Annotated in this window: 43 protein-coding genes; 4 read left to right on the forward strand and 39 right to left on the reverse strand. The window is 37.8% G+C overall.

Annotated features, from left to right (window positions below):
• Window positions 1-10 precede the first annotated feature (10 nt).
• From AMET_RS12730 to AMET_RS12885, 38 genes are all read right to left on the reverse strand, one after another.
• Window positions 11-1,033 carry a hypothetical protein gene (locus AMET_RS12730; protein ID WP_242661287.1) on the reverse strand — a complete coding sequence of 341 codons (1,023 nt, stop codon included), beginning with the start codon at window positions 1,031-1,033 and terminating at the stop codon, window positions 11-13.
• Complete coding sequence (locus AMET_RS12735; protein ID WP_012063704.1) at window positions 1,020-2,516, reverse strand: phage portal protein; 1,497 nt, start codon at window positions 2,514-2,516, stop codon at window positions 1,020-1,022. The genes AMET_RS12730 and AMET_RS12735 overlap by 14 nt, the downstream gene beginning before the upstream one ends.
• Entirely contained in the window at window positions 2,509-3,924 is a 1,416-nt protein-coding gene (locus AMET_RS12740; RefSeq protein WP_242661289.1) for a DEAD/DEAH box helicase family protein, read from the reverse strand. The genes AMET_RS12735 and AMET_RS12740 overlap by 8 nt, the downstream gene beginning before the upstream one ends.
• Entirely contained in the window at window positions 3,911-4,816 is a 906-nt protein-coding gene (gene terS / locus AMET_RS24385) for a phage terminase small subunit (RefSeq protein WP_157047253.1), read from the reverse strand. The genes AMET_RS12740 and terS overlap by 14 nt, the downstream gene beginning before the upstream one ends.
• Complete coding sequence (locus AMET_RS12750) at window positions 4,809-5,087, reverse strand: hypothetical protein (protein ID WP_041720779.1); 279 nt, start codon at window positions 5,085-5,087, stop codon at window positions 4,809-4,811. Before AMET_RS12750 ends, terS begins: the two co-directional genes overlap by 8 nt.
• Window positions 5,044-6,276 carry a DNA modification methylase gene (locus AMET_RS12755; RefSeq protein ID WP_330368591.1) on the reverse strand — a complete coding sequence of 411 codons (1,233 nt, stop codon included), beginning with the start codon at window positions 6,274-6,276 and terminating at the stop codon, window positions 5,044-5,046. The genes AMET_RS12750 and AMET_RS12755 overlap by 44 nt, the downstream gene beginning before the upstream one ends.
• Before the next feature lie 131 nt (window positions 6,277-6,407).
• On the reverse strand, window positions 6,408-6,902 hold the full coding sequence (locus AMET_RS12760; RefSeq protein WP_012063709.1) for a hypothetical protein: 495 nt from the start codon (window positions 6,900-6,902) through the stop codon (window positions 6,408-6,410).
• Window positions 6,903-6,912: 10 nt separating this feature from the next.
• Window positions 6,913-7,605 carry a putative HNHc nuclease gene (locus AMET_RS12765; RefSeq protein ID WP_012063710.1) on the reverse strand — a complete coding sequence of 231 codons (693 nt, stop codon included), beginning with the start codon at window positions 7,603-7,605 and terminating at the stop codon, window positions 6,913-6,915.
• A 62-nt stretch (window positions 7,606-7,667) separates the two neighbouring features.
• A complete protein-coding gene (locus AMET_RS12770) occupies window positions 7,668-8,084 on the reverse strand; it encodes a single-stranded DNA-binding protein (RefSeq protein WP_012063711.1) in 417 nt (138 codons plus the stop codon).
• Between the two features lie 28 nt (window positions 8,085-8,112).
• Window positions 8,113-8,559, reverse strand: coding sequence for a hypothetical protein (locus AMET_RS12775; protein ID WP_012063712.1), 447 nt, complete (start codon window positions 8,557-8,559; stop codon window positions 8,113-8,115).
• Window positions 8,543-8,707, reverse strand: a complete 165-nt coding sequence (locus tag AMET_RS25815) for a hypothetical protein (RefSeq protein ID WP_157047255.1) — start codon at window positions 8,705-8,707, stop codon at window positions 8,543-8,545. The genes AMET_RS12775 and AMET_RS25815 overlap by 17 nt, the downstream gene beginning before the upstream one ends.
• A 17-nt stretch (window positions 8,708-8,724) precedes the next feature.
• A complete protein-coding gene (locus tag AMET_RS12780) occupies window positions 8,725-8,991 on the reverse strand; it encodes a hypothetical protein (protein WP_012063713.1) in 267 nt (88 codons plus the stop codon).
• Window positions 8,972-9,115, reverse strand: a complete 144-nt coding sequence (locus tag AMET_RS26275; protein WP_012063714.1) for a hypothetical protein — start codon at window positions 9,113-9,115, stop codon at window positions 8,972-8,974. Before AMET_RS26275 ends, AMET_RS12780 begins: the two co-directional genes overlap by 20 nt.
• Window positions 9,112-9,360, reverse strand: coding sequence for a hypothetical protein (locus AMET_RS12785; protein ID WP_012063715.1), 249 nt, complete (start codon window positions 9,358-9,360; stop codon window positions 9,112-9,114). Before AMET_RS12785 ends, AMET_RS26275 begins: the two co-directional genes overlap by 4 nt.
• Complete coding sequence (locus AMET_RS12790) at window positions 9,357-9,887, reverse strand: hypothetical protein (RefSeq protein ID WP_012063716.1); 531 nt, start codon at window positions 9,885-9,887, stop codon at window positions 9,357-9,359. The genes AMET_RS12785 and AMET_RS12790 overlap by 4 nt, the downstream gene beginning before the upstream one ends.
• A gap of 11 nt (window positions 9,888-9,898) precedes the next feature.
• Window positions 9,899-10,081, reverse strand: coding sequence for a hypothetical protein (locus tag AMET_RS12795; protein ID WP_012063717.1), 183 nt, complete (start codon window positions 10,079-10,081; stop codon window positions 9,899-9,901).
• A 233-nt stretch (window positions 10,082-10,314) separates the two neighbouring features.
• Window positions 10,315-10,620: a hypothetical protein gene (locus tag AMET_RS12805; protein ID WP_041720782.1), complete on the reverse strand. Its 306-nt coding sequence runs from the start codon at window positions 10,618-10,620 to the stop codon at window positions 10,315-10,317.
• Window positions 10,617-10,829, reverse strand: coding sequence for a hypothetical protein (locus tag AMET_RS12810; protein ID WP_012063720.1), 213 nt, complete (start codon window positions 10,827-10,829; stop codon window positions 10,617-10,619). Before AMET_RS12810 ends, AMET_RS12805 begins: the two co-directional genes overlap by 4 nt.
• Before the next feature lie 16 nt (window positions 10,830-10,845).
• Window positions 10,846-11,340 (reverse strand): hypothetical protein, encoded by a 495-nt coding sequence (locus AMET_RS12815; protein WP_012063721.1) that lies wholly within the window; start codon window positions 11,338-11,340, stop codon window positions 10,846-10,848.
• Window positions 11,341-11,631: 291 nt separating this feature from the next.
• Complete coding sequence (locus AMET_RS26920) at window positions 11,632-11,754, reverse strand: hypothetical protein (protein ID WP_278184212.1); 123 nt, start codon at window positions 11,752-11,754, stop codon at window positions 11,632-11,634.
• A 1-nt stretch (window position 11,755) separates the two neighbouring features.
• Entirely contained in the window at window positions 11,756-12,238 is a 483-nt protein-coding gene (locus AMET_RS26565) for a nucleoside triphosphate pyrophosphohydrolase family protein (RefSeq protein WP_012063722.1), read from the reverse strand.
• 32 nt (window positions 12,239-12,270) lie between these two features.
• Entirely contained in the window at window positions 12,271-12,489 is a 219-nt protein-coding gene (locus tag AMET_RS12825) for a hypothetical protein (protein WP_012063723.1), read from the reverse strand.
• Window positions 12,490-12,500: 11 nt separating this feature from the next.
• Window positions 12,501-12,878: a DUF1064 domain-containing protein gene (locus AMET_RS12830; RefSeq protein WP_012063724.1), complete on the reverse strand. Its 378-nt coding sequence runs from the start codon at window positions 12,876-12,878 to the stop codon at window positions 12,501-12,503.
• On the reverse strand, window positions 12,814-13,008 hold the full coding sequence (locus AMET_RS26570; protein WP_242661291.1) for a hypothetical protein: 195 nt from the start codon (window positions 13,006-13,008) through the stop codon (window positions 12,814-12,816). Before AMET_RS26570 ends, AMET_RS12830 begins: the two co-directional genes overlap by 65 nt.
• 22 nt (window positions 13,009-13,030) lie before the next feature.
• Window positions 13,031-13,825 (reverse strand): HNH endonuclease signature motif containing protein, encoded by a 795-nt coding sequence (locus AMET_RS12835; RefSeq protein WP_242661293.1) that lies wholly within the window; start codon window positions 13,823-13,825, stop codon window positions 13,031-13,033.
• Window positions 13,822-14,055: a hypothetical protein gene (locus AMET_RS12840; protein WP_012063726.1), complete on the reverse strand. Its 234-nt coding sequence runs from the start codon at window positions 14,053-14,055 to the stop codon at window positions 13,822-13,824. Before AMET_RS12840 ends, AMET_RS12835 begins: the two co-directional genes overlap by 4 nt.
• Window positions 14,055-15,032 (reverse strand): ATP-binding protein, encoded by a 978-nt coding sequence (locus tag AMET_RS12845; RefSeq protein WP_198135343.1) that lies wholly within the window; start codon window positions 15,030-15,032, stop codon window positions 14,055-14,057. The genes AMET_RS12840 and AMET_RS12845 overlap by 1 nt, the downstream gene beginning before the upstream one ends.
• Window positions 14,929-15,717, reverse strand: coding sequence for a DnaD domain-containing protein (locus AMET_RS24390; RefSeq protein WP_012063728.1), 789 nt, complete (start codon window positions 15,715-15,717; stop codon window positions 14,929-14,931). Before AMET_RS24390 ends, AMET_RS12845 begins: the two co-directional genes overlap by 104 nt.
• 14 nt (window positions 15,718-15,731) lie before the next feature.
• The gene (locus tag AMET_RS12855; RefSeq protein ID WP_012063729.1) at window positions 15,732-16,472 is read right to left on the reverse strand and encodes an MBL fold metallo-hydrolase; all 741 of its coding nucleotides are present in this window, start codon (window positions 16,470-16,472) and stop codon (window positions 15,732-15,734) included.
• Window positions 16,473-17,267: a phage recombination protein Bet gene (gene bet / locus AMET_RS12860; RefSeq protein WP_012063730.1), complete on the reverse strand. Its 795-nt coding sequence runs from the start codon at window positions 17,265-17,267 to the stop codon at window positions 16,473-16,475.
• A gap of 21 nt (window positions 17,268-17,288) precedes the next feature.
• Entirely contained in the window at window positions 17,289-17,489 is a 201-nt protein-coding gene (locus tag AMET_RS12865; RefSeq protein ID WP_012063731.1) for a hypothetical protein, read from the reverse strand.
• A 14-nt stretch (window positions 17,490-17,503) separates the two neighbouring features.
• Window positions 17,504-19,456 carry an AAA family ATPase gene (locus AMET_RS12870; RefSeq protein ID WP_012063732.1) on the reverse strand — a complete coding sequence of 651 codons (1,953 nt, stop codon included), beginning with the start codon at window positions 19,454-19,456 and terminating at the stop codon, window positions 17,504-17,506.
• The gene (locus tag AMET_RS12875) at window positions 19,453-19,779 is read right to left on the reverse strand and encodes a hypothetical protein (protein ID WP_012063733.1); all 327 of its coding nucleotides are present in this window, start codon (window positions 19,777-19,779) and stop codon (window positions 19,453-19,455) included. The genes AMET_RS12870 and AMET_RS12875 overlap by 4 nt, the downstream gene beginning before the upstream one ends.
• Window positions 19,764-19,898, reverse strand: a complete 135-nt coding sequence (locus AMET_RS26925) for a hypothetical protein (RefSeq protein ID WP_012063734.1) — start codon at window positions 19,896-19,898, stop codon at window positions 19,764-19,766. The genes AMET_RS12875 and AMET_RS26925 overlap by 16 nt, the downstream gene beginning before the upstream one ends.
• Window positions 19,899-19,916: 18 nt before the next feature.
• Window positions 19,917-20,069, reverse strand: a complete 153-nt coding sequence (locus AMET_RS25820) for a hypothetical protein (RefSeq protein ID WP_012063735.1) — start codon at window positions 20,067-20,069, stop codon at window positions 19,917-19,919.
• Window positions 20,070-20,087: 18 nt separating this feature from the next.
• On the reverse strand, window positions 20,088-20,294 hold the full coding sequence (locus AMET_RS12880; protein ID WP_041720785.1) for a hypothetical protein: 207 nt from the start codon (window positions 20,292-20,294) through the stop codon (window positions 20,088-20,090).
• Window positions 20,269-20,430: a hypothetical protein gene (locus AMET_RS25825; protein ID WP_157047256.1), complete on the reverse strand. Its 162-nt coding sequence runs from the start codon at window positions 20,428-20,430 to the stop codon at window positions 20,269-20,271. The genes AMET_RS12880 and AMET_RS25825 overlap by 26 nt, the downstream gene beginning before the upstream one ends.
• A gap of 34 nt (window positions 20,431-20,464) precedes the next feature.
• The gene (locus AMET_RS12885; RefSeq protein WP_012063738.1) at window positions 20,465-20,689 is read right to left on the reverse strand and encodes a helix-turn-helix transcriptional regulator; all 225 of its coding nucleotides are present in this window, start codon (window positions 20,687-20,689) and stop codon (window positions 20,465-20,467) included.
• Between the two features lie 199 nt (window positions 20,690-20,888).
• Here AMET_RS12885 and AMET_RS12890 point away from each other — a divergent pair, with 199 nt between their 5' ends.
• The 4 genes from AMET_RS12890 to AMET_RS12905 all read left to right on the forward strand — a co-directional run bounded on the left by AMET_RS12890 (window position 20,889) and on the right by AMET_RS12905 (window position 24,378).
• Window positions 20,889-21,251, forward strand: coding sequence for a helix-turn-helix domain-containing protein (locus tag AMET_RS12890; RefSeq protein ID WP_012063739.1), 363 nt, complete (start codon window positions 20,889-20,891; stop codon window positions 21,249-21,251).
• Window positions 21,252-21,328: 77 nt separating this feature from the next.
• Window positions 21,329-21,679: a hypothetical protein gene (locus AMET_RS12895; RefSeq protein ID WP_012063740.1), complete on the forward strand. Its 351-nt coding sequence runs from the start codon at window positions 21,329-21,331 to the stop codon at window positions 21,677-21,679.
• Between the two features lie 401 nt (window positions 21,680-22,080).
• Window positions 22,081-22,587, forward strand: a complete 507-nt coding sequence (locus AMET_RS12900; protein WP_012063741.1) for a hypothetical protein — start codon at window positions 22,081-22,083, stop codon at window positions 22,585-22,587.
• Between the two features lie 81 nt (window positions 22,588-22,668).
• Window positions 22,669-24,378, forward strand: a complete 1,710-nt coding sequence (locus tag AMET_RS12905; RefSeq protein WP_408626376.1) for a recombinase family protein — start codon at window positions 22,669-22,671, stop codon at window positions 24,376-24,378.
• Window positions 24,379-24,389: 11 nt separating this feature from the next.
• On the opposite strand, the gene AMET_RS25830 is transcribed toward AMET_RS12905, so the two are convergent.
• A complete protein-coding gene (locus AMET_RS25830; RefSeq protein WP_012063743.1) occupies window positions 24,390-24,542 on the reverse strand; it encodes a hypothetical protein in 153 nt (50 codons plus the stop codon).
• Between the last annotated feature and the right edge of the window lie 52 nt (window positions 24,543-24,594).

Consider the following 24,594-nt stretch of genomic DNA (forward strand, 5'->3'; position numbering starts at 1 on the left):
TTTCACCTCCTTACGCTGCATAGTTTTCTTGGTACCATCGCTCTAAATCTGGTTGCGATGATGGATTTTGTTCCCAAGCTCTCAACCTCGCTACCAATTCTTCTGGATCCTCATTAATAGTAGTCATAATGCATAGGCAGTTTGGGTGAAAAGGATAGAGCGGAGCTTTATCTAGGGGGTATCCTCCTGGCCCTAATCCGTAATCATCTGCCATAGTTATTGGATCGCAAATGTCATACTTTGGGTGGCTTGCAGATAGTATATATTTAATCCCTTTGGTAGCTGGGTTGAGATGGGCTGCTTTTGTAGTTCCCATACCATAAGCTGATGTCATTTCGGTTCTGGCTAATCTTAAAGCCTCATAACTAATATCCTCTGGTATTCTACCTGGCATTCTGGCCATCATATTAGGATAGTCTTTAGCAAATGATTTTTTTCCTTTTTTAACATAGTTTTCTATGCCTCTGGCCACAGTCAAGCAATCTTCTCCACTGGCCACTCCGGATGTTAGAATGTTATTAATGCTCTTTCGGTAATTTTGGTTCTTGTTCCATATCTGATCACTAAGCTTAAGGCCGTATCTGCTCCTGGACCACATGGCCTCTGCAGAATCTATATTCATTCTGTAGAAAGTGTCTTTAACTATGCTTTTAGACACTCTTGTTATGCTGGCTCTGTCGATAAGATTCAGTGTTATTTTTTTAGAATATCCGGAGCCTGCCTGGATATTTCTCTTGATGTAATTATCAAAATTGATTGTAAGCTGCCCATTTAAATCGTCTATTCTGGTTTTCATCTCTTGTTGAATTCGTCTTAGTCTAGCCTGGTCAAATGTGTTAAGGTTACCCTCCGCTACTTGAAGAGATATTCTCTTAGACATATTTTCGTAGATTTCTCTTATTTCCTGTTCCTGGTCTAGCCTTAGCTCCATAAATTCTTTCCTTTGCTGCAGTGCCCAAGAAACGTATGGTCCACTTTCTTCTATTAGCTTATCCACTCCTATGTTGGTGCCTATTTTATTACTCATCCTCATCACCTATCAAGGCCTCGTCTATTTTGGCAACTTCATCTACCCAGCCTTCATGGTCACGGAACCTGTTTCTTATTCTCCTGGTTCTCATGATCTTTTCTCTTTCTCCTGGAACCTCTGGATCAGTAGAGAGGTATTCTCCCATGGTATCTATATATTCTGATAAAAAGTTTACTGCAGCCTCTTCTGAAATGATGTTGGCATTTAGAGCCTCGTTTAATGCTGATGTTATATGCTTTAGTGTCTCGGCCATGGCTTTATCGTCTCTCGGATCCACTTCGTCCCATCCTAAGGACACGGTGTAATCTGAAAACTTGTAGCCTCTTACTTGGCTGGACATCGCTAATACCATTCTAGCTAACAGTTGCCATTGCTCCGCAAACTGTTCTCTTTTTCTCTTAATTTTATTTACCATTATAGGCATTTGCTCTTTGACACTAGCCAGTGCACTTGGAGTATGGACTCCGAATATGAATTCTGGTGTCTCTGAAATATCCACAATGCAATAGAAAATCATTTTTAGCAATTGCTTTGCATCACCAGTTGCACTCTTTACTTCAATAAACTGTGCATCCTCGTCTTGAGTGAAAAATAGAATTTCATGGCCATCTAGGTTGATGTTTCCTCCTTCTTTGGCAAACTTCACCGGATCCTCTATGCCGAAGTTGTTGGCCAGAAAACCAGCTACATCCTTTAGCTTTAGTTTTAACTTTGGGGTGCTGTGCATTTTAGACCCTTTTAGAGCATGGAGCATTACATCATGGTATGCCTTTATATAGGGTTCTATAGGTTCGATATCACTCTGCCCAAACTTCATAGTTTCGTCTGGTTCGTTTTTAAAGTGGATGATAGGTATAAACCCCCAAGTGTTTGGAAAAGTCCCCGATTCAATGCCCTCTGGCTTGTCTCCTGTGATTTCTATCGTCCTCTCCTCGGCTGTAATGGTTTGTTTTATTGTCGCAGTCTTTTTAACATCGCTCAAGCCGGTCCATTCTTGCTTACTTTCAAGTATATAAGCTATAGGTTCCCTGGTGATTGGATCTAGTATGATGTCCTTTACTTCCTCCGGAGGGATTATGTTGTAAATAAGCCTTTCTTTTTTCTCTGGGTATAGAGGGTTGTTTCTTTTTTCTCTTGTGATCCACACATAACAATCCCCTAGTTTTAAGGCATTGCTGTGAGTTCTTATCATTTTAGATGTATTTTCAAGAGCGAAGTCATTCAATAGCTCCTGTGCATCCTCGTCCTCTGTGGTATAGTGAGGTACTCCCATGAATCCAACAGTTGAGTTAATAACTGGCTTTATAAATGCAGAGCCAAGCTCATATTTCTTGTTTTTATTCTGATACAACTCTCTGGCCAATTGATATTCTACTTTAGAACTATCAAGGGTATAGGTGGTAAAAGACGTGCCTCTAACCCTCATCATTTCGCCAGATATTTTACTCCTTAACCAGTGATAAGGGTTAAAAAATTTCTTACCCATATATCTTCCCTCCTTTCAACATGGACAAGTCTGTATATCCATCGCTAGCAAATGAATATATAACTGCATCTGCCCGGTCTGGCGACTCTCCAATTCGTCTTTTCATTTCGTCTTTACTCTCTAGTTCAATCCTGCCCTTGCTATCCACTTTGTATTTTCTGTTTGATAGTTGCTTGATTAAAATATCATCCTTAGGTAATTGAATGACCCCCGGTTCCCCTTGAAGGAATTTGGACAAGTTCTCGTCCAGGAGTTCTCGGATGTTGTCCCACATTTCTGCTGCTTTATTGTAATAATGCTCTGGATCATCGGCTTTAGATCCATTCTTTATAGGTACTATGATGTATCCTAGACTTTGTTGCCTATTAATTTCTCTTAGCCTGTCAGTTACCCCGCCGCCTAGTCCATCATCATCTATTTTTATAACTATCTTGTTTATCTGCAGGTGCTGTGTCTTTAATCTGTCAACAGTCCTTAATATGTTTCCGGCTGTCTCCATAGTGTCTTTCTTTGAATACTGCTGCAGGTCTAGAACTCTATTGCCTATCCTAGGGGCAATGATGGTTTTGTCATCGCCAAATCTAGCAATATCGGCTCCTATGTTTAATGTATAGGCATTAGATATATCTACCACAGTTTCTGCCGCCTGCTCCGTAACCTCTAGAGAAATTAAACTATCTGCCTCTCCTTTTGGGAAGTCTCCTAAAACCCTCACTCGGAACACATCGCTATCTGCCCCGTATTTCTTCTTTAGCATTTCAATATTTTCTTTAGAGGTTCGTGGGCTATCCATAGATGATACTTTGTGGGATTTGTAAGTGTCTCTGTCCCTGTTGTGGCTATCATAAAAGGTCCCGCTTGTTTTGGTAGGGTTACCGCATAGCAAGAGCTTATTTTCATATCCTGTCAAGGTTCCTAGTATTGCCTCCATGATTGGATCTGCGACCCCAGAGGCCTCATCTACCACGAATAACATATAGTCCTCATGGAACCCTTGCATGTTTTCTGGCCTTACTGCAGTTCTAGCTGTGGCCCACCATCTTTCCTCAAATCCATTCATGTAGATTTTGGTCTTGGTCCATCTAAGCAGTTTGTCTACCTTTGACTTTGAGAGCCACTTAGATATCTCTGCCCATAGAACGTCATATAGTTGCTGCCTTGTGGGTGCTGTGGCGATTACTTTCGGAAATGGCCTTGTGCATAGGTACCAGGTTATCGCAATGCTTTCTAATCCTGTTTTCCCTACTCCCTGGCCAGACCTAACGGATACTTTCGGGTGTTGTGCTAAGTCCATTAATACTTTAGCTTGCCACGGGTCCGGATAGAATCCTAACATGTCCTCGGCAAACCAAACTGGATTATCCCAGTAATTGTCTAATAATGCTATAAGTGCTTTATCCATTTTCATCACGTCTCTTTGCTGCTATTTGCTCTATTGCCCTCACCCAATCCTCTGTTTCTTTGCCAACTTCTTCGTCCTTCATATTGTCGATTTCAACCTGCAGCTTTTGTATTCTTAGCTCCTGCTCTTTAGTGGCCATTCCTCTATCTACAAGCTCGTTATAGGATTTAATTAGACTCCTTAACTCTCCCATTGCTCTGGATTGTGCCTGGAGGAATGTTGCATATTTGTCCCAAGCGAATTGCAACTCCCACTCTTTTTCTTCTGTAAAGCTCATGCCTTTTATGACCTTATGTTTCTTTAGGTGCTCCGTTATATCGTCCTGGTCTTTTACAAACATTATTGATTGAGCTCTTATAATTGCAGCATACTTCAATCTGATGCTATCCCATAATAGGTCTAATTGGTTTATCTCTTCCAGTTCGTCAAACAGTTCCATTGTTTCATCCGGGAGGTGTTTCGAGTAAAAGCCATGTTTCTCTGCTCTCTTATTGCCCTTTGGTGGCCTGTTACAGTTCCCTACAGCGTTTTTATTTCCAAGTTGACCTATTACTCTCTTAATGTTCTTCGTCTTGTTTTGGGAGTCTTTCTGGCCATTTTGAGCACATTCATTCCGGGTGCTGTCAGTGTCGTTGCCATTTGTTGCAACAGTGTTGCTTGTTGCGTCAGTTTGTGTCGCAACATTCTTAAGGAAATCGTCCCACTTTTCCCTGTTCTTTCTAGACCTTAAGGTTGAGGGTTTGATTTTGTATTTATCAGCTAATTCGGCTAATGATACTTTTTCTCCATCAACAGTTCTTTTGAGGTATTCTTTTTTTATCTCTAGCCAGTTCGTTTCATTGCTCATCTCCCTCCCTCCAACTCTTTTAAACTCTTCTAATACATCATCGCTATTCACAAAATAAGTTCAAGTAAGCTATTGCCGCCCTCACGTCTGGTTGTTTATGTTTCTTAACCTTCTTTACTTCTGTAGTGTTATCTTTTTTATTTGCCTTGATTTCACTCTCTTCATACTCGTATCCGGTGGCAGCCTTAAATATAGATTTCTCTATTTGCATAACGCTCTTTGCTCTATCCTCCATATTTATCACCTTTTTTCTGTATTTTAAAAAAGGGCTTTCGCCCTTAATTATTAGTATGAATTTCTTTATAATTAGTTTTTTCTCCACTTCTGATAAGGAAAACATCTTCGTCTGTGCCTGCGTATTCGATGTATCTTTTCACAATTACATCGGTGTATTTTTCATCAAGTTCTATAGAATAACAGATCCTACCCGTTTGCTCGCAAGCCATTAAAGTCGAACCACTGCCCCCGAATGGGTCTAATATAATGCAATTACTCATACTACTGTTTTGTATCGGGTAAGCACATAGTTCCACCGGTTTCATAGTCGGGTGAAGGTCTGACTTGGTGGGCCTGTCAAAGTTCCATATAGTATTTTGCTTTCTGTCTGAATACCATCTATGTTTTCCGTCTTTTCTCCACCCAAATAATATGGGCTCGTGTTTCCATTGGTACGGACTTCTACCAAGGACTATGCTTTGTTTTGCCCATATGCACACACCGGATAAATAAAACCCTGCGTCCACGAATGATTTCCTAAAATTCAATCCCTCGGTATCTGCGTGGAATACATATATAGATGCATCCAATTCCATAGAACTGTGCATGTTCTTGAATGCCGCCAACAGAAAACTATAGAAGTCATCACTTTTCATGTCATCATTCTTTATCGTTCCTGCCTTTGCCTCATAAGCTACATTATATGGCGGATCGGTCACTACTAAATTCGCTTTCTTCCCATCCATCAATATCTTGTAGGTATCTTCCTTGGTACTGTCTCCGCAAATTAACCTGTGTCTCCCCAGGAGCCATACGTCCCCTTGTTTTGATATAGCAGGCTCCTTTAATTCCTCTTCTACATCAAATTCATCTTCTTTTATTTCTTGGTCAGTCATAAGAACCTTATCTAGTTCGTCTAATTCGAACCCTGTTAGTTCTAAATCAAAGTCTAGCTCTTCCAATTCTCTTAACTCTGTTTCTAGCAGGTCAAAGTCCCACTCTGCAAATTCACTTGTTTTGTTGTCGGCAATTCTAAAAGCTTTGATCTGTGCCTGAGTCAAATCATTGGCCTTTATTACTGGCACTTCTTTTATGCCTAGTTTCTTGGCCGCTTTGAGCCTTGTGTGCCCAGCGATTATTTCGTTGTCACTATCTATTATTATCGGGTTCTTGAACCCGAAACTTTCAATGCTGCTCGCTACCTTATCTACCGCATTATCATTCTCCCTGGGATTGTTTATGTAAGGTATTAGATCGTCTACATCCATATATTCAATGTTTAATCTTTTGTCCACAACAAGCCACTCCTTTTCTTGCAACAAAAAAGATGTGTCCATCGACACACCCATCTTCGCTTTAAGTTCATATTATTCTGATACTACTATATTACCACTTTTAAATGATCCGTTGGTAAGCATTTCCTAGGTTAATCGTCATGTTTTTGTCTAGTAACTGACTTATCCTGTTTTTTCCCGTTGATTGTGAATAATATCCTGTTGATACTTTCTTTCCTTTTCTCTTTGCACCATCCTTCTGAATAGCATACTTTTCCAGCCACCTTATACCATTCTAAGTTTTCTATGTAGAACATGTTTATTATTGTTCTCTCGACATCTGATAGTGCGTCCAAGGCATTATCTACCATCTTTATTTTGTTGGTTTCAAGAGAAATCTTTCTTTCGAGGTCTCTCTTGATTCTATCTTTTCTCTCTATATTTTTCAAAGCATTATTCTCTGTGGTCCTGTTTATTTTATTGGTTTTGGATGTTGGTTCTCCGTAGGATATTCCTTTCATTCCATCATCTATGTCAAACTCTAGCTCTAAATTTTCAAGCTTTAGTTTATAATTCTCGATAGAGGCTTTGATGATCTTGTAGTTGTAAAGTATTCCTTCGACTTGTCTATAATTCATTTCTTCCATACGACCCCTCCTAAGTTATATCTTTATGTGTCAGTCCCAGTTCCACCAGGGTTTCATTATCTATTATGATTCCGTATATCTTATATAAATTAAAAATGTCTTCCTCTCCCTCCTGGTGCACTTTGTTGTGCCAATCTCTAGAAAGGGCCATAAGTTTTAGCCCCTCATGACTCATTCTCTTTCTGTTCCTGCCCATTCCTACTCGTGATCCTGTTACATGATGTATATCTGCATTCGGTTTTCCGGTTATGCAGCATTTTCTATATTTAACACATCCATAGAGGTACCTGTCGATGTCCTCTGTTCTATTTAGAGCTTTGTCTGTTAATGGTATGTCCCATTTTAGAATAAAATCAATTATATGACTTATAAAATTCCTTGCAGTGGTTACACTACAATTGGAGAGGGAAAAATACTCCTCTCCAGTCGTTGCACAGTAATCATATTTTAAGTATTCCTTTAGGTACTCTGGATCATCTCCAATAAAAGCTGATATATCTCTCACTGTGGCATATACCTTTTTTCTCTGATCCACTGTTATAGTTCTACCATCGTTTATTCTTATTTCTGCATCGATACCGTCTTGGCCATCTATTTTGTATTTATATATCTGTCGCCCTAGTTTTTCGCCCGGAATAGTTACTATAAGGTCTGTGCCCTTTTCCGTCTCTCTTAATTTTGTTATTCTGGAGAAGTAATGCATTTTACCCACCCCCTCTTCCGCCTAAAATGCTTTTGCCTTTCTTTGATGTCTTCGAGCGGTTCCTAGAATGTAATCTCTTCATCATCATCTATTGCCGTAAAATCATCATCTTTGTATTTGTTTTGATCCGACCCTCTATCTCCCCACTCTAGAAACTCCACATTACTAGCAATTATATCTGTCGAATACCTTGTCTCGCCAGATTGTGTTTTGTAGCTGCTGGTTGAAATCGAACCATTTATTGCTACCAATCTTCCTTTAGCAAGGAAGTTAGCACAGTTTTCTGCTTGTTTTCCCCATACTATAATTCTAATAAAGTCTGCAGTTGACTGGCCTTTTTCTTCAAATTCTTTTTTCTTGTCCCTTGCAAGGTTCTTGTCTACTGCTAAAGTAAAATTGCAAACCGCTTTTCCTGTGCCTGCTATAAATCTTAACTCTGGGTCTCTAACTAACCTGCCAATTAAAACAACATTATTCATTTTGAGATTCGCCTCTTTCTTTTTACTCTTATAGTTTACGCTCAACTTTTACACAAATTTCGTCTACGAAATCGTTGAATTGCCTGCAGAGTTGATTGATTTTATATAACCTATGTTCGTCTCCTCCCTGCGGAAAATCTAATATGCAAAGTACATCAGGATAAGTAAATGTTTCTTTGTTTACCTCCCAATATTCTTCTAAATTTGTAAACCAATACTCGTACACTTTTGTAAATAAATCTAGGTCTTTCTCATCCTTTATAAGGAATAGTTTATATTCATGTTTATGTCTAAAGCTAAGCATCGAAGGGAAATTTGCTTGTGTCTCAATTCCTAGTTTTTTCTCAACTTCTTTTTCCATCTTTTCTTGCTCTTTTTCTTGCTCATAATATATACAATCATCTTCATCGGTAAATTCTTTGCCATCATGAGCTATATATAAAGTCTTGGTTAATGTTCTAGTTATTTTTCTCATCGCTTTCTCCTTTCGTCATTCTTTCAAATTCTTCTCGATTAAAAGTTCTCATTCTAGCACAAGTCATCATTTTAGATCCATAACAACTATCGTGTTGTATGCACTTCTTGCAGGTTAACGCATAAAATTTATTCTTGTCTATTCGCATCGCTCATTCTCCTATTCTTAAAATCTTATAAAAATATCTTTTATCACTATTTCGGAATATTTTACTCTTTCGAGTTTCACATTTAAATCAATTCCAGTATTGGACCTAAGTCTGAAATTAATCTCATTTTCTAGCAACTCTATATCTTTTTCTGTATTTAATTGATCTTTAAACGTTTCCTCGAATGTTTTTTTAATAATGCCGAGTATGCTTACTTTTTTTCTTTTATAATTTTCTTCAGCTATGATTTTTTGTATCTCACTATCAAGAAAATATTTTTTCATCACTCACCCTCACTTTTCTTTTTTCTTCCTCCCACCAAAGAACCAACCAATACATATGTTTTAACCTTATTCTTTTTTCTTTGTTGCTTAAAAGATCTTTATAATCAATTACGTTGTTATTCATTCGCTATCTCTTTCTGTGACTGCCTTAACTTCCCTGTACCCTTGCTTGATGCATTTGCTGGCATACTCTGCCATTTCTTCGGCATCATGACATTCTATCGTCATGTTGTTTGTTTGATTTTCGTCTTTAACATAAATCATGTATCTCATATGGCACCTCTTTTTCTTTTTTGCTTTTGAATATGCTTTTGCAAATGTTTCGCAGTCGTATATTTTCTCACGTAGTAGGCTATTTCTTCTCATCATTCTTCGCCTTCTCCTATTATGATTTCGCCATAAGGATCAATCCCTAGCTGTCTGCATTTCTCTCTTGTCGATGTTCCACCGCCATGTCTAGTCCTACTAAGCAGCAGCCTTTGAACAATTTCAACATAACTATACCTAAACCTCGGTATCCCTTCTGTATGTTCTACATCCATAAACTCCATGTATTCCATCATGTGTGCGTGGACTTCTTCCATAAGTTGTATGCATTGTTCTACAATGTCTTTTTCCGAGTGGCTTGCAAGCTCAAGCTCTTTGATTTTGTCACTTACCGCCCCAGTAACTGCTGTCAATCCTTTTATGGCATCTTCGCTAAACTCAAAGTCTATAGGATCTCTGTCTTTCCCGTGCTCTGTAAAGTATTCAACTTCTCCCAATACCACTAATGCCTTGATTAGACCACTTAAATAGCCTTGCTTGTAGTGCTGTGGGCTTTTATCCTCGTCAATCCAATCGATTAATTCTTGGTTGTTTAGTCTTTTTCTTAAAAGTTCGCTGTTAATTTTCATTTTTGTTCCTCCTAGTCCATGATCGATTTGCATCGCTGACATATCATAAAATCAACTCGTCCTACTTTTTGTGGATACAATTTATTTGCGTTTACTCCACACATCCCGCATTTTCCAGTTTTATTTTTATTGCCTAGTTTTACTGGCGGCACTTCTTCTCTTAACAACTTTAGATATTGTTCTCTTTTATTCATCACTCTGCCTCCTCTAGGTTTACTATGAAACAAGCAGGATCACCCGCTTTGTTTCTCAGACAGTCTTTTGGGCAAATTGGAATTTCGTTAATGTAAATTCTTCTATTCTGTAGTGATTTAAATTCATTAATTCTTTGCCTTTCCTTAGCACTTTGTAAGTATTCGCAAGAATTATGTCTTGAAAAAATCCCCTTGTTTATTCCGCTTATCTTTGCGTATTTGCACACTTTCATCTACTCTATATCCACCTTTACCTCTTTGACATCTACATCCACTCCGCACTTGGCCATTAGGTATATAAAGTTCTCGACCGACATTTTCACCAACTCTATATCGTCTTTTAGATATGATATGCTCTCTGCTTTTAGTCCAGCTATACGTCTGTTATTGTTTTTTGGACTCTTGGGTCTTTTGTTTGTGAATGTTATAAATTCGATTCCAGCTTTTGGCATTGGGCCATTTGAATAGTTGTTCCAGATGTCCACTAGTTTTTTAGTTTTTGCTGGATAAGACTTTATCTCGACTTCCATTTTTGTCACCTTGGATCACTCTCCTTGTTTTTCATATGCTTTTCCCATGGTGTTACTATCATTCGCTCGTTCTCTTCATCTACCGTTAGATTATGGAATGTTTTGCACTTTGGACAGCTCCCACTACCCATGTCTGGCATTCCAAACCCTTCCTGGAAGATTGATTTGCATGCCCAGAACTCATAGCCACATATAGGACATTTACAGCCTTTACTCATTGTTTTTCCTACTTTCTTACTTAATCATTTTTAAATCACGTAGTATTCTCTTCCTAAGCTGTTCATCATCTTCTCCATCATGCCTCTCCTGGTAAATCAATTCAGCTAAGCAATCCAATTCACGATCACGTGCTATTGTCAATTTATCTAGCATTCCTTTTTTAATTTCATCCGATTCTTCTATAATTGTGTGTAGTTTATAATTGTGTCTTTTGGTTGTATCCAATTCTCTTTTTAAGCCTTCAATTTCTTGCTCTCTAATCATTGCTAATTGCTTGTATCGTTCGAGTTCGCTTGATAAGGTAGTTTTTTCAGCTGTTATTATGTTTAAATTCTCAATGAGTTTTTCTTCGTGATCTCTTAGTTGAGTGTTGCTAAGGGCAAGTTCTCTGATTCTTTCCTGTTGAGTGTTTATTCTATCTTCTTTATCCTTCATTTGAGTAAGATGTAAAAACGTGTTGATTTCTTCTGGCAGACCGGTAATTTCAAATTTATCATTTTTGTATTTCACTTACTCCACCTCCTGTTAATTTACTTTCTTTTGGTACAGCCCTTTAAATATGCCCTCTTTGCTATAGATCCTACCGCAGTCTACACAAACTACGGCTTTATGCACCCGACCTTTCTTGTTTACTATAGTTACCTCCACCATATCTCCGTAACATCTATAACAATGCATCTAATCACCCTTTATTTTCGACCTCCGTATCTATCCATCATATAGTTGAGTATGAATGCCATGCTTACCCAACTAACAATCGACCCCAATAACATTCCCGCTACAAAATTAACCACTATATTATCACTCCCTCCAGATTATCCACATGACGATTCTGCATAAAATAATTCCTGCCGACCCCACTGCTAGCATTAGCACAAACATTATCAATCCTAATTGTAGTAATCCTGCAATGCTAAATTCCATTTCACTGGTCCTCCAATCTTTCAGCCAACCTCTCTAGCTTATATATCTTGTTATCTCTTACCAGACCCTCTATTTCAAACAGAAGTTTCATCTGCTCCAACATTATCTCGACGTCCGCTATTTCTTCTGCTATGTTTCCAGTGACCTTCTCCCCTCTAAGCACCTTGCATAGTTCCTTTTGCAATTCAGCCATCTCTTCAAATACCATTGTTATTTGTGCCTCTTGGCCCCATGTCACTAAAGCTTTTTTATAAACCTCTATTTTATTTATCAACCTCTCTTGTTTTAACCAGGCTATACACTCTTCTTCTGTTCTAAAATCTTCTGCCCATGCGTCTCCTGTCGAATTGTCTACCCCTACATAGCACATGGTACAATTTGTTTTGGTGCTATCTATTTTGATTCCAACTGCATAAAATAATCCTATGGGTTCTCTGTTATCTATAATTTCCGATATATGTTTTAGTCGGACTTTCTTAATCATTCTCACAGCCTCCTTTATCCATTTCGAGTTTCCTACTTGTAATTTTTATTGGTCCGATTATCCTTCAGCTCTATCCTGCATAGCAGCTCTAAATCTCTTTCTTTTAACATGTTTTTGATCTCCTGGATCGTGTCATGCACTTGTTTGTTTCTAGCTTTTTCATTAGCCTTTTCTGCTATATTTTCACTTTCTATAACCTTGGCTAAAGTCGGATCGTAGCACCCAGATGCATTCTTCCAATACTTTTCCATGTCAACCCCTCCTACTTAACAATTTTTAGATTCAGCTCTGGGTACATGTATTCAAATAGTTTTTGTTTTATTTTAAAGACTTGAGTCTCCACTCCTTTTACATCAACTACTTCTGTAGTGCCATCATTATTCACTATCACAAAGTCAGCCACATAATTTATTGACCTAAAAGTAGTACCGTTCTTTTTGAAAGTTGGCAACAACTCATACCTTTGCTGTATTCCAAAGTCCTTTATTTCTCCTGCTTGCTTGAGTAATTTGAGTTGGTGGTAGTAATCCGCCTCTTTCTTGCTGTCAAATTCTATGGCATCAACAGTCGTCTTTTTATTGTTGTACTTGCTTTTTCTTTGACTTTGTGGTTCTATTGGTAGCCCTTTTTTCTTTTTCATGAACTCCTTGTACTGTTCTTCTGTCCATCTCATCGTGCTCCCCCCTAGCTCTTTCCATTGCCTCATAATATTTCAATCCTGGATTAGTTCTAATTAATTCAGCTGCTCTTTCTATAATTTTATTGGCCATAGCTTTTCCGCCCCTTTTTGATCTATTCTTTTACCTTAGATTTTCTCTCGCTTATTTTAGAATAAATATCTGCTAATATGACTCCTGTTCTCGTTAGGTCAGCATCTGATTGTATTAAATTGTTTCTGTTCATTACCAATAATTGTTTTCTGGATACTAGGACTAAGTTACTTGTGTCAAAATTTCTTTTGTCTCCATCGCCAAATATCACTGCATGATTGTCCGGTACAGGTCCATTATGTTCTTCCCATATTAATACATGTTTTAATTTCCAATTCTTATTGAGGTGTCCATCTTGGATCTTTACGTAGATGTATCCGTCTTTTGAGTCAATCCTCTCGGTTCCTATCGGTACCCTGTTGTATGGTTTATTGCCTTTTTTAAACTGAGTTTCAGCTCCTCCTGTTACTACTCCCTTCAATCCTTTGTTCCAGGTTTTATGGCCTCTTTCAAACTTTCCGTCCAATCCGCTATTGATGCTGTTATTGCCATAGTGCGACTTTATTTGCTTGTGAGTGTAGCTTTTTCCAAAGGTTTTGTTTAGTAGCTCCGCCATATCTTTTGGTCCTACACCTGCATGGTTCTCATTGATAAATTTCCTTATTTCCTCCGGATATAGCTTTGTAGGCCTTCCGGCTGGCAACCCGAGCGGTGTTCCGCTTTTTAATTTATGGTTTGATTTGTAAGACTTCATTTTTGATTCTGTAAAATCAGTTCCAAACTTAGCATTTACAAGTTCCACTAATTCTTTTGTAGTAGTTCCAGAAACATTGTTTTTGATAAATTCCTTCACTTCTTTGGGATGCCTTTTCATCATTCCCCCTCCAGCATTTTAGGCAGGTTTTTATCCGCATCATAAGCATCTTTCATGAATTTCTGCCCTTGTAATACCAAGTTTGCATTTTCAACAATCTTTGCCGCAACATCTGTAACTGCTTTCGCTCTTGTTATTTCCTCTTTTAGATCCTCGCCTTTTATATCCTCATCGCTTAACCTTTCTAGTTGAGCGAATAAATGGTCATTCAAATCTCCAAGTGTGTTTTTCATCAAGATCGCTCCTTTCTTCTGTCTTTTCCGTTCATGGTTATTCCCATGGTCATTTCGTGGAGCCTGCTCACTATAGCTCCTGCAGTTTCGTAATTGCTTTTCCTGGCTAGCCTGTCCACTAGTTTTTCGTCATCGTAGTTTGTTGTTACTATGGTCGGCAGGCACCTTTCGTACCTGTCGTTTATAATGTCGTATAGCATCGTTGCCGCCCAATCGCTGCAATATTCTTTCCCTAAATCATCTATTACCAAGAGATCTACCTCTTTATAAACCTGCAGTATTTGATATTCACTGACGTTCCTATCTTTGTCATACGTTTTTCTTATCTGTGCCAGCAAGTCTATTGCTGTCATGCATATTACTGGAGTTCCTTTATTTATTAGGTCTAGTGCTATCGATACCGCAAGATGTGTTTTTCCTGTTCCAAATCCTCCAGAGAAATATATCCCTTCGCCTGTTTCTTTAAATCTCTGGAAGTTTTCTGCATAAAGTTTTGAGTTTCTATATGCATCTTTATTACCTTGATCTATCTCATAATTTTTAAAGGTTCTGTTTTGAAATCTCTTTTTGATTCCGCTGTTTCCTAGTAGCCTTTCTATTCTTTCTCTCTTTTTTCTACTCTCTTCTTCTAGTCGTTCTCTTTCCGCTATTTCCTTTTTTTTGTTGTCGTACCTTTCCCAGTAGTCCGTAGCTTTATTGCATGTGCACCTCTCGTGACTTATCCAGGCTACCACCCTGTCCATCATCGGCATTACTACACCCTTCTGATATAAGTCTTTTCCGCAATATTTACATCGCTTTGGTGGTTCTGGATCCTTTGAATATTTGTAGCCTCTTTCCTGGATTTCTTTTGATGTGAATATAGTGTCCTGGTTACTCTGTTTCTCCTGGGATTCTGAATCCTCGCATTCCGCTTGATTTATTTTGTGGTGTTGGTTCTGGTTGTACAGGCCTATTATGTTGCTTATCGCCTCCACTCTTCATCATCTCCTCTCGCCTTTTTTCATTTTCCTGGTATTGCGTTAATGTTTTGATCCCATCGTTGAACCAGTTCCTCATGATGCCTTTCGCATATCTCCATTTGTCGGATGGTTTTTTGTTTTGCAGCTCCCTTTCAGAGATGTCTATGGCCTCCATGAGCAATTGATCTTCCATTCCGTCATTAAGGTAAGTTTTTATGTTTTCTATGTCCATTGGACTTGGCATCATAATTAAGGTTTGCATTTTTCTATAAATGTTCATCTGCGGCAATTCTTCTTTTTGAGGTTTTGCATTTGGGGGGGTAGGGGTTTGTTTATCTGTATCTTCTGTATTGATATCTGGATCATCTAGTTGCTCTTCTACTTCCTCCGAGCAATAGTTTTCTACGAAAGGTATTATCCTGTATTGTGCTGCTTTGCTGCCTTTTCCAGGGAGCACCTCTATTCTCCCTAGCTTTACAAGTTTGTCTCTCGCAGCATATATTGCATCTCTTTTGAGCCCTGTTTTCGATTCTAATGTTGAGATTGGTGTTGATATCCACTTCACCCATCTAGCTGTACATGCTAGATGCATCAGTGTGTGCCACAACAATATCTCTTTTGCTTTTAGATGATTGGTCTCTTTCCAGATATAAAATTGTCCTATTTCGATTTCCACATTCAGTTTCTGCCTCTCTTGCATACCCTCAACCCCCATTAGAACACTTTCTTGCTGATATCTATTTCTAGTCCTTTACTTCCTATATAAACCGGCCTACCTGTAGACCTCTCTATTTCTTCTTTGAATAAATTCTTGTCACTGTTTTGGCTACTTAAGTGTATCAGTACAATATTTTTGGTATTGCTCAAGTCGCTACTTCTTAAAAATTCTTTTACATTTTCTAGTTCAAAGTGAGATTTTGTTATTCTGTTTTTTAGACATTCCAGGACCAAGCCTTTTTCGATATTCTGTTGTAAGATTTCTTTTTTGTAGTTGCACTCGACCATTATATGGTCCAGTCCTTTAAATTTATACTTACAGTAGTAGGAGTCTGTTATAAATAATAACTTTCCCATGTCTTGATGCTGGATCAAGAACCCTAGCGGTTCCTCTGCATCGTGCTGTGTATCGAATGGGAGTATTGTAAATCCCCCCACCCTTATTTTTTCTTGTGCCTTTATAGCTTTTAATCTATAGCTTTCTTTTAATCCTAGTGCTTGCATTGTTCCGTTGCTGGTGTACACATCTATCCCGTTTTTGTTTAGTTGTTCTATACTTTTGCTGTGATCCTTATGTTCGTGAGTTACAAGGCAACCCACGACTTTTATTGTTTCATAACCAAGGCCCTCCTGGATTTTCTTGAATGTCAATCCACATTCCAAGATTAACGTTTCCTCTTTATTTTCTAGCAAGTAGCAGTTTCCAGAGCTGCTACTTGCTATCACCTTGAGTCTCATTTAAAATCCTGGATCCTCGTATAAGTCATTTGCACTTTGTTGCTTTCCGGTATTGTGCTGTCCTTGGTTTCTGTTTTGGGATCCAGATGTTGCTTTTTGGCTTTCGTCTTTTCTAGGTTGTTTTTGGTTCTTTTCTTCTGTTATTTCATCTTCTTCTATGTCGATTACCTGGTTATTGGCATTTTGTTGTATTTCTTCGGCCACTTCTACTTCTACCGTATTAGTTTCCTTTACGATTACCTGCTCATCGTCAGTGTACATGGCTCCTAGGTTGTCCGGGAATGCCTCCCTTAATGCTTGTACAAGTGCTGTTTTTCTTATCATGGTCTTGGGCATGGCTTTCCAAGTTGCTTGCCCTTTATTGAATTCGTCTATGTTTATCTTCGTAATGTATGGGTATTTTTTGTCTTTCACATATACCTCTGCCCATCCTCCTAAAAGTTGGTCTCCTGGTAGGCTAAAGCTCCCCTCTAATTCTAAGGTTTCTTCTCCTCTTTGGACTATAATCCCGGCTTTTATTCCATCGAATTTTGGGTGATCGAATGCCCTCTTCATGTATGCCTCTTTACTGGTGATTAGTTGTGCTGGTGCTCCCTTAAACTTTACTAGGTATGCCTCGTTTAAGAAGGGGTTTAGTTTTTGGTACTTACACAGGTTGATGAACATTACTATTTCCTGCTCCGATACCGTGTCGTTCCCTCTGGTGAGATAGTTTTTTACCATCCCACCTGTCAGTTTTACCTCTTGACCATTAACCTCGTAAACTACCGGTTTGTTTAAAATTTCATTCGACATATCGCATTCTCCTTTTCTCTTTTATTGAGCTTTTCCCAAGCACCCCTTGGCCACCTTGAATAACATGTCCATCTTTTTTTCCGCTGCAATCATAGCGTGTATAGCTATGTCGATTTCCCTTTCAGTTGCAGCGTGATCCATTCGGTTCTTGGCCAGCTCCATCTCTGCCTTTGCCTCTTCTATGCTGTCGGTTATATCTTTTCTAGTAATACTGGCTATCACTTTTTGGCCTCCTTTTAGCTTTCAGCCTCTATCCTTAGTATTTTGTGTTTGGTTACTTTAAGTTTTATAATTTGCGAGTCGCTTGGTATGAAGTTATTGATTGACTCTGAATTATCAATAAAAATCGGTGTATAGGTGTCGTAGTGTCTGCATAGGCTGTTGATTACATCCAGTCCCGCATTGACTTGTCCTGCTGTGTTGGCATTGTCGAATGGTACTCCGTCTACTAGCACATCGCATGTTTCGTCTAGTGCTCCGTTTATCTGCTTTTTGAAGAGTCGGAAGGATACCTTTTCAAATTTCTCATTGATGCTTTGCTCTATGATTTCTGCTTTGGTGTTGATGAATTGATCTGCTATACCCTCTTTCTTTTCGATTTCATTTATCTGTTGAGATAACCCCTTCTCTTCTTCCATTAAGACTTTTATTTTTTCCTTGGTTTCCTGGTTAATCTCTTCCTGGTGCAGTTCTTTTTCTTTTTCCTTAAGCTGTATCTCCATTTCCTCTTTCTTTCTTCTTAGGTCTTTTATCGTAGTATCGTGATCTCTATTTTTTATTTCGTTTTCTATTTCGTTTATTTTTTTGATTAATTCTTGGTATTCTTGGTTGTCTGCAAGCAGGCTGTTGATGTCGGTTTTTTCTTTGGTACCTAGCAAGCTTTCTTTTTTTCTTATGGTGACGCTTAATCTCTCTGCTTGATTTTGCAGGTGGTCTAATTTTTCTTTAGCTTGCTCTAATTCTTCCTGGTACCCCTCTACTTCTTTGGATATGGACTGACCTTCCTCCCTTAGTTTTTTCAGTCTATCCACCTGGTGAGCTTTGAAGTTTTCTTCCATTTCAGTTATCTTGCTTTCTATTTCATCTTCTGGAAATGACCTTTTGCAAGTCGGGCATGCTTTTATGCTGTCGTCTATGTTTAATTCTCTGGCCGCCTCTTCTTTGTAGTCAGTTCTTAGCTTTTCTAGAGTTTTTCTATTTTTATCAATGTTTTTTTCAAGCGACTCTATGATTCTAATTTCGCTATTGATTTCTGGCTGTAGCTCTCTTAGTTTTATCTGCAGTTCTTTTATTTCATCCTTGGTTTCTTGGTCCGGATCCTTTATTCCGCTCTGTAGTTCATGCTCTATTTCCTTTTTTCTGGTTTTTATCTCGAAGAGCTCGTCCTGTTTTTTTAATTGTTCTTCTCCTAGCTTGGTTGCATCTAGCATTTGTTCTTCTGTTGCCTTGATTCCGCTTTTGATAAAGTTTAATCTAAATTCTATGGCAGTTTTATCGATTTCTTTGATGGTCCCGTTCAGCGTTTCTATTTTTACAGGTATATTTTCTCGTTGCTTGTTGAGTTCTCTCCTCTGGTAGCTTAGAGATTTTTTTAGCTCCTCTATTGTTTTATCTTCTAAGTCCTCTTCTATCGCCCTTAGGCTTGGGTTTGCTAAGAATACATTCTCGTTGGTTATGTCTCCTCCTGTTAGGGAAAATAGTGTACCTCTTCGCTCTTTCCAGCTTAGTTGCTGTGAAAAATAGTGTGGGTCTGTTAGTAGCTGGAATATTTTCTCGTCCACCAGCTGTCCAATTTTTTTCTCGTACTCCGATTTCTTGACTGGTATGTCGTTAATTACTCTTTCTATTTCGTGCCCAGTGAATGTCGGTTGATCCTCTCCTCTTTTTTTGGTCCATACTTCCTTGTAGGTCTTTTTTAGCTTTAGCGGCCTTCCGTCTATTTTAAAATAGCCTTCTACCGTGTGGTCTAATCCGTGGATCTGCTCACCATCTTCCAGCGTCTTGATTTCGAATTGTGACCTTCCCTTGCTATCCTTCTCGAATAGTAGCCATGTGAATGCATCTACTACCGTTGTTTTTCCTGTTGCATTTTCTCCACAGATGGTTGTGGATATCGGGTTAAACTCGATGTCCTGTTCTCGGATTCCCTTAAAATTCCTAATTTTCAATTTTTCTAAAATAAATTTCATGCTCTCAGCCTCCTTCTCGATATCGAATTAACGTACTCCTTAAATATGTTCTGCTCGTATATTTCAGCTGTAACTACCGCTAAATATCTTTTATCATAAGTCGTTTTACGCAATTTACTCTGCCATGTCAGTTTATGTTTTGCATAATCGTGTGCCTCTTTGTACCATTCTGGATCAACTTCGTATCCTAGTATCGCCTCTACTTTTTTTATTAGGTCGCTCTTTTCATTTTCAGCCACCTGTGATATAATGGCTGTATCAATATTTTTGCTTGTGGCCTTTAGCACCTCATCGTGCTTTGGGCCTTTTATTTTTTCTCCCACTCTTCGTCCTCCTTATTATTTTCTGTGTCGCTCTCAAATCTTACGAATTTTCCATCTTCACAAATGCTAATTATTCCGTATTGAGTATAAAGCTTTTCAGCTAGCTCCAAGTTGATCATTTTGTTTTCACCTCCTTTCTATGCATCTCTTTTGTAATCAGCTACTGCTACTAATATGCCAGGGCTTATGTCGTCTGATATTTTCTTGATGTCGATTAATCTCACATTCGGTTTTACTTTAATCGCCCTAGGCTTGTCCACTTTTCTTGCCTTTCTTTTTCTTCTTGGCACGTTAACCCCTCCAATTATTTAGTACCATTGCCCAGACGGTGTATAGTGGAGCCATTCTCCGTTTTTGAACACTACCTTTAGGTTTTCACCCAAGGGACTTACCTTGACAGGAGTCCACCCATCTTTGTAGTCTGTTCCAACCCCCGCCTTGTGCTTAATATTTGTTCTAATCAAAATGTCTTGTTGCTCCTTTGTTAACTTATTGAACCCTTTCACACCTTTCATCCTTGATCAACTCCTTTTCGTAAAATTTATTTTTTAGTTCGTTGAGTTTTTCGTCTATATTGTGTGGTGTAATTCCAAATTCCTTTTCCATATATTCCGCCAGGTCTGTAGCCTGTTTTTTTATAGCTGCACTCACACGCTTGTCCCCCTTTTGTTTCAAGTTTTAATCATTATCCTTCCGTTGTTGCTGTTTCAGATACTTCGGTTTTAAAAAAAATTTCTTCTATCGGTAGTCCTAAAAACTTCGCTATCTTTTCTGCCTCTTCTAGAGAAAATTTTATTGTTCCAGTTTCTTTCTTGTAGTAGGCAGCTGGTGTTTTTAACCCCAACATATTTGCCATTTCTAGAGCAGTTATACTCTTTTCATTCCTGATATTTCTTAATTTTTCGTACATCTTCTTGCCTCCTTCGGTTTCTGTTTTGGCAACCTTATGATTCTCATTATAGTTTCTATTATGGATATTGTCAAGAGAAATTTTAATATTTTTTTCTATTATGGATATTTTGTTTGTTTTCCATTATGGATACTATATAATTATATTGGAGTATACTATCTGTTAGAAGGGTGTATCATTTAGAAAAGGAGGAAGTATTATGAGAATAAGAGAATTGCGTCAAGAACTTGGAATGACACAAGAAGAGTTAGGTCGAAAGATCAATCAAACAAAATCAAATGTTTCAAAGTATGAAACTGGCACGTTAGAGCCGAATATCCAAACACTAAATTTGCTGTCAGATATTTTCGATGTGTCTATTGATTATTTAGTAGGTAAATCTAATATTAAGAAACAAGATGCTTGCATTGGTGCAGAAATGCACGAACTTATGAATAATCTTGGTAATCTTAGCGAGGAAAGCAAGAAAGAACTTGAAAAGTATGTCCAGCTTTTGAATATGAAAGATCAGCTGGATAAAAGCAAAGAAGAGCAGTCATCAGTTTTGGAGAAAGAAGCTTAATTGATTTGTTGAAAAACAAATATCGTAAGTGAAAGAGGTTATTCATGTAAAATTTAAAATTTAGGGAGGTTTTAAGAATGGGTGCAAAAAATAAAGTTATCGCAGGTGAGTACAAAGGAAAATCATTAGCAGCAGCTCTAGGGACCGTTATAATATCCACCAGCTTTACTAAGTCATTGGTGCTAGACAATACTACTGTTGATGAAGTCGAAGTCGTTACTGACGAGCATAGAAAGAGTGCTGCAAGTGGCGTTGCTCGTGGATTAGTGGGAGGAACTCTCTTGGGTCCATTAGGAATGTTGGCGGGAGGTTTGTCTGCTAAAAGCAAAGGTACTTACACTCTTGTTATTCGTTTTAAAGATGGAAAAGAAAGTTTGGTCGAAGTTGATGATAAGATCTATAAAGCTCTTCTTCAAAAGTGTTTTTAATCTTACTCGCCTTATCTATCTTATCTATCTATCATTATATATATAAGATTAATAGATAGATAGATATATAAGTTCGGAGTTTGTGTGGGATTTGTGTCGGTATGAACGATACTAATATTATTAAGCCACTATTACAAATTCAATGAAACCTTTGAAAACACTAGGTTTTACAGAGTGGAAATTCTAAAGAAGTAGCTTTATTTTGTGTGGGATTTGTGTCGGAGTTTGTGTGGGGGTGTTTTTTCTAGTGTCGGAGTTTGTGTCGGTATGAACGACACTAATGTTTTGTGTCGGAGTTTGTGTCGGTATGAACGACACTAATGTTATTGTATTTTTATTTTGTATAGGGATTTGTGTCGGTATGAACGATACTAATATTATTAAAAAGGAGATGTTTTATTATGAAAAAAGCATTAAAAATTTTATTAGGGATTACTGCAGTTATAATTGTGATATCTTTTTTGGGAGGCAACTCTGATAATAATGACGAAGTGGATCCAGTTGATGATGTTGCTGCGATTGAGAACGCACAGGAAGAAAAATCAATTAATCCTTACGAGGGTGAAAAAGCAGAGTTGTATGATTTAATTGCAGGCATCATCAATGAAGGTGGCTACTTAAATACTACCGTTAACGAGATAACTTTAAATAAGGACATGAACAGTGGCGAAGGTGGGTATATTCTTTTAGTTCGTGGGACTTTTGATATAAAAAACTCTCGTGAAAATGGCAATGATGTATTGAGAATGTATTCGAACGATCTAATGGGAACTCTGGCCAAAGAAGGTGTTGAGGATATAATAGAAAGTGCTATATTCTGGCATGACGATTACAATGATAGAACTGTTAAATATTCTTATGAATACAAAGATGGCCAGTACGAAATGTACGATGTTATGGGAGAGTAACTCTATGTACGAATAGTTTGTCGTGTCGCAAGTGACAATGCTTTATGTAGGTATAAGCGACACTATTTTTATATTTGAGAGGTGATTTTATTGGAGAAAGCAGCATTATACATTAGAGTGTCAACGCACCACCAGATTGACAAAGACTCCCTTCCTTTTCAAAAAAAGGAACTTATCAATTATTCGAAATATGTGCTAGGTGTAGATGAATATGAAATATTTGAAGATGCTGGTTATTCTGGTAAGAATACAGATCGTCCAAAGTTCCAGGAGATGATGAGCAGGATTCGTGCTGGGGAATTCACTCATGTTTTAGTTTGGAAGATTGATCGTGTTTCTAGGAACCTTCGTGACTTCACAGAGATGTATGATGAAATAAAAAAATACAATGTTACTTTTATTTCTAAAAATGAACAGTTCGATACCTCTACCGCTATGGGCGAGGCTATGCTAAAAATTATCCTGGTATTTGCCGAGTTAGAGCGAAAGCTCACAGCCGAGAGGGTTTACTCGATTATGCTATCAAGAGCTGAAAAAGGGTTATGGAATGGAGCTCCTGTGCCTTTAGGGTATGACTTTGATGAAGAATTAAAATTTGCTGTTGTAAACGAAGAAGAGGCCAAGATAGTAAAGTTTATTTTTGATACCTATGAGGAAGTAAAGTCTACCGGAGAAGTTAAGCACCGACTAGAGGCTAATGGTATTCGAACTAAAAGAAATGGCCACTGGACTACCAAAACTATATCAGACGTGATTAGAAACCCTTTCTATGTTGGTACTTATAGATACAACTACAGATACAGTCCTCATGGAAAGATAAGACCAGAAGAAGAATGGGTGGTTGTGGAAGATAATCATCCTGCCATTGTATCTAAGGAGCAATATGAAAAGCTTAATAAAATAATGGATTCTAATGCTCACGGAAGAGGTACCGATAGAACAAAAGAAAATCATATCCATGTTTTTAAAGGTCTAATTAGCTGCAGTAAATGCAATAAAAATTATATTGCATCTACCGATCGCCCTAGGTCTGACGGATACAGGCCTTCTGTTTATCGGTGTTATAATTACGTCCATAACAAAAAGCAATACAGAACATGCAGCGGTGGTATTGGCGAGGTTAAACTCGGTCCATTTGTAATTAATTATATAGCTAACCTAATTAAATCAAATGAGTTTATTTCCACCTATGGATCCAAAGGAACTGAAAAAGAAGTTGAGAAAATATTATTAAAAGGATCCTCTTTTAAGGGTGTTGCTGGCATAATTGCCCAGGATCTAAAGCATACTTACGAGGTTTTGTTGAAAAATACTGGCGACATTCTTTTTGATAGTATCGAGGAACCAAAAGATATCGAACAGGATATGGAGCTTGAATCTTTGAAATCTGAAAAGAAGAAAATCGAAAGAGCTCTTCAAAGGTTAGAAGATTTATATCTATTTTCGGAAGATAGTATGTCTGAAAAGAATTACCTGGTGAAAAAACAAGAGCTTGAGAAGAGAATTAATTCTATAAACGACAAAATAAAAAAGAGGTCCCAGGAATACTCCAGGAACCTTCCAGGTCATGATTTAAGTTTTATAAAAAAGGCCACTCAATATCTTTTGGCCCATAATTTATATAACGATCGAGCTATTAATTATAACAAGATTGTGAAAATGATAGATAAGAAATTGCTGCAAGATTTTATGCAATGTGTAGTTAAGAAAATAACAGTAGATGAGGATAAAACAATTTCATCTATTGAATTTGTTAATGGCCTTTCCCATAGGTTTATATACAGAAAATGATATGGTAAATATTAAATACATCTCGCTGAGTTCATTTGACATCCATAAGTAATAATAATGTATTTTTTACCCTTACCATTATAATATACTTTTAATTCTTCCATAATCCGATGCTGTTTTTCTAATTCAGCAATAGCGATTTCTGTATGTTTTCGTTCACCCATTTATTGGACCTCCTTAGTGGTTGTTTGCTCTACAATTATAGCATAATATACA

This window comes from Alkaliphilus metalliredigens QYMF (assembly GCF_000016985.1).
GTDB classification, from domain to species: domain Bacteria; phylum Bacillota; class Clostridia; order Peptostreptococcales; family Natronincolaceae; genus Alkaliphilus_A; species Alkaliphilus_A metalliredigens.

Excerpts from the sequence above, each read along its gene's own strand:
- AMET_RS12825 (WP_012063723.1), bottom strand. The coding sequence starts at position 12,489 with ATGGAAAAGTATTGGAAGAATGCATCTGGGTGCTACGATCCGACTTTA.
- AMET_RS12885 (WP_012063738.1), bottom strand. The coding sequence starts at position 20,689 with ATGTACGAAAAATTAAGAAATATCAGGAATGAAAAGAGTATAACTGCT.
- AMET_RS12810 (WP_012063720.1), bottom strand. The coding sequence starts at position 10,829 with ATGAGTAAAGGCTGTAAATGTCCTATATGTGGCTATGAGTTCTGGGCA.
- AMET_RS12835 (WP_242661293.1), bottom strand. The coding sequence starts at position 13,825 with ATGATGAAAAGGCATCCCAAAGAAGTGAAGGAATTTATCAAAAACAAT.
- AMET_RS12895 (WP_012063740.1), top strand. The coding sequence starts at position 21,329 with ATGGGTGCAAAAAATAAAGTTATCGCAGGTGAGTACAAAGGAAAATCA.
- AMET_RS25815 (WP_157047255.1), bottom strand. The coding sequence starts at position 8,707 with ATGCGAATAGACAAGAATAAATTTTATGCGTTAACCTGCAAGAAGTGC.
- AMET_RS12840 (WP_012063726.1), bottom strand. The coding sequence starts at position 14,055 with ATGAAAAACACACTTGGAGATTTGAATGACCATTTATTCGCTCAACTA.
- AMET_RS24390 (WP_012063728.1), bottom strand. The coding sequence starts at position 15,717 with ATGCAAGAGAGGCAGAAACTGAATGTGGAAATCGAAATAGGACAATTT.
- AMET_RS26925 (WP_012063734.1), bottom strand. The coding sequence starts at position 19,898 with ATGATCAACTTGGAGCTAGCTGAAAAGCTTTATACTCAATACGGAATA.
- AMET_RS12770 (WP_012063711.1), bottom strand. The coding sequence starts at position 8,084 with ATGAATAATGTTGTTTTAATTGGCAGGTTAGTTAGAGACCCAGAGTTA.
- AMET_RS12830 (WP_012063724.1), bottom strand. The coding sequence starts at position 12,878 with ATGAAAAAGAAAAAAGGGCTACCAATAGAACCACAAAGTCAAAGAAAA.
- AMET_RS26565 (WP_012063722.1), bottom strand. The coding sequence starts at position 12,238 with ATGATTAAGAAAGTCCGACTAAAACATATATCGGAAATTATAGATAAC.
- AMET_RS12765 (WP_012063710.1), bottom strand. The coding sequence starts at position 7,605 with ATGCATTACTTCTCCAGAATAACAAAATTAAGAGAGACGGAAAAGGGC.
- AMET_RS12740 (WP_242661289.1), bottom strand. The coding sequence starts at position 3,924 with ATGAAAATGGATAAAGCACTTATAGCATTATTAGACAATTACTGGGAT.
- AMET_RS12760 (WP_012063709.1), bottom strand. The coding sequence starts at position 6,902 with ATGGAAGAAATGAATTATAGACAAGTCGAAGGAATACTTTACAACTAC.
- AMET_RS12730 (WP_242661287.1), bottom strand. The coding sequence starts at position 1,033 with ATGAGGATGAGTAATAAAATAGGCACCAACATAGGAGTGGATAAGCTA.
- AMET_RS26275 (WP_012063714.1), bottom strand. The coding sequence starts at position 9,115 with ATGAATAACAACGTAATTGATTATAAAGATCTTTTAAGCAACAAAGAA.
- AMET_RS26570 (WP_242661291.1), bottom strand. The coding sequence starts at position 13,008 with ATGGCCAATAAAATTATAGAAAGAGCAGCTGAATTAATTAGAACTAAT.
- AMET_RS12775 (WP_012063712.1), bottom strand. The coding sequence starts at position 8,559 with ATGAGAAAAATAACTAGAACATTAACCAAGACTTTATATATAGCTCAT.
- AMET_RS12795 (WP_012063717.1), bottom strand. The coding sequence starts at position 10,081 with ATGAATAAAAGAGAACAATATCTAAAGTTGTTAAGAGAAGAAGTGCCG.
- AMET_RS12890 (WP_012063739.1), top strand. The coding sequence starts at position 20,889 with ATGAGAATAAGAGAATTGCGTCAAGAACTTGGAATGACACAAGAAGAG.
- AMET_RS12735 (WP_012063704.1), bottom strand. The coding sequence starts at position 2,516 with ATGGGTAAGAAATTTTTTAACCCTTATCACTGGTTAAGGAGTAAAATA.
- AMET_RS12780 (WP_012063713.1), bottom strand. The coding sequence starts at position 8,991 with ATGAAAAAATATTTTCTTGATAGTGAGATACAAAAAATCATAGCTGAA.
- AMET_RS26920 (WP_278184212.1), bottom strand. The coding sequence starts at position 11,754 with ATGGAATTTAGCATTGCAGGATTACTACAATTAGGATTGATAATGTTT.
- AMET_RS12870 (WP_012063732.1), bottom strand. The coding sequence starts at position 19,456 with ATGAAATTTATTTTAGAAAAATTGAAAATTAGGAATTTTAAGGGAATC.
- AMET_RS12855 (WP_012063729.1), bottom strand. The coding sequence starts at position 16,472 with ATGAGACTCAAGGTGATAGCAAGTAGCAGCTCTGGAAACTGCTACTTG.
- AMET_RS12900 (WP_012063741.1), top strand. The coding sequence starts at position 22,081 with ATGAAAAAAGCATTAAAAATTTTATTAGGGATTACTGCAGTTATAATT.
- AMET_RS12880 (WP_041720785.1), bottom strand. The coding sequence starts at position 20,294 with ATGAAAGGTGTGAAAGGGTTCAATAAGTTAACAAAGGAGCAACAAGAC.
- bet (WP_012063730.1), bottom strand. The coding sequence starts at position 17,267 with ATGTCGAATGAAATTTTAAACAAACCGGTAGTTTACGAGGTTAATGGT.
- AMET_RS12785 (WP_012063715.1), bottom strand. The coding sequence starts at position 9,360 with ATGATGAGAAGAAATAGCCTACTACGTGAGAAAATATACGACTGCGAA.
- AMET_RS12790 (WP_012063716.1), bottom strand. The coding sequence starts at position 9,887 with ATGAAAATTAACAGCGAACTTTTAAGAAAAAGACTAAACAACCAAGAA.
- AMET_RS25830 (WP_012063743.1), bottom strand. The coding sequence starts at position 24,542 with ATGGGTGAACGAAAACATACAGAAATCGCTATTGCTGAATTAGAAAAA.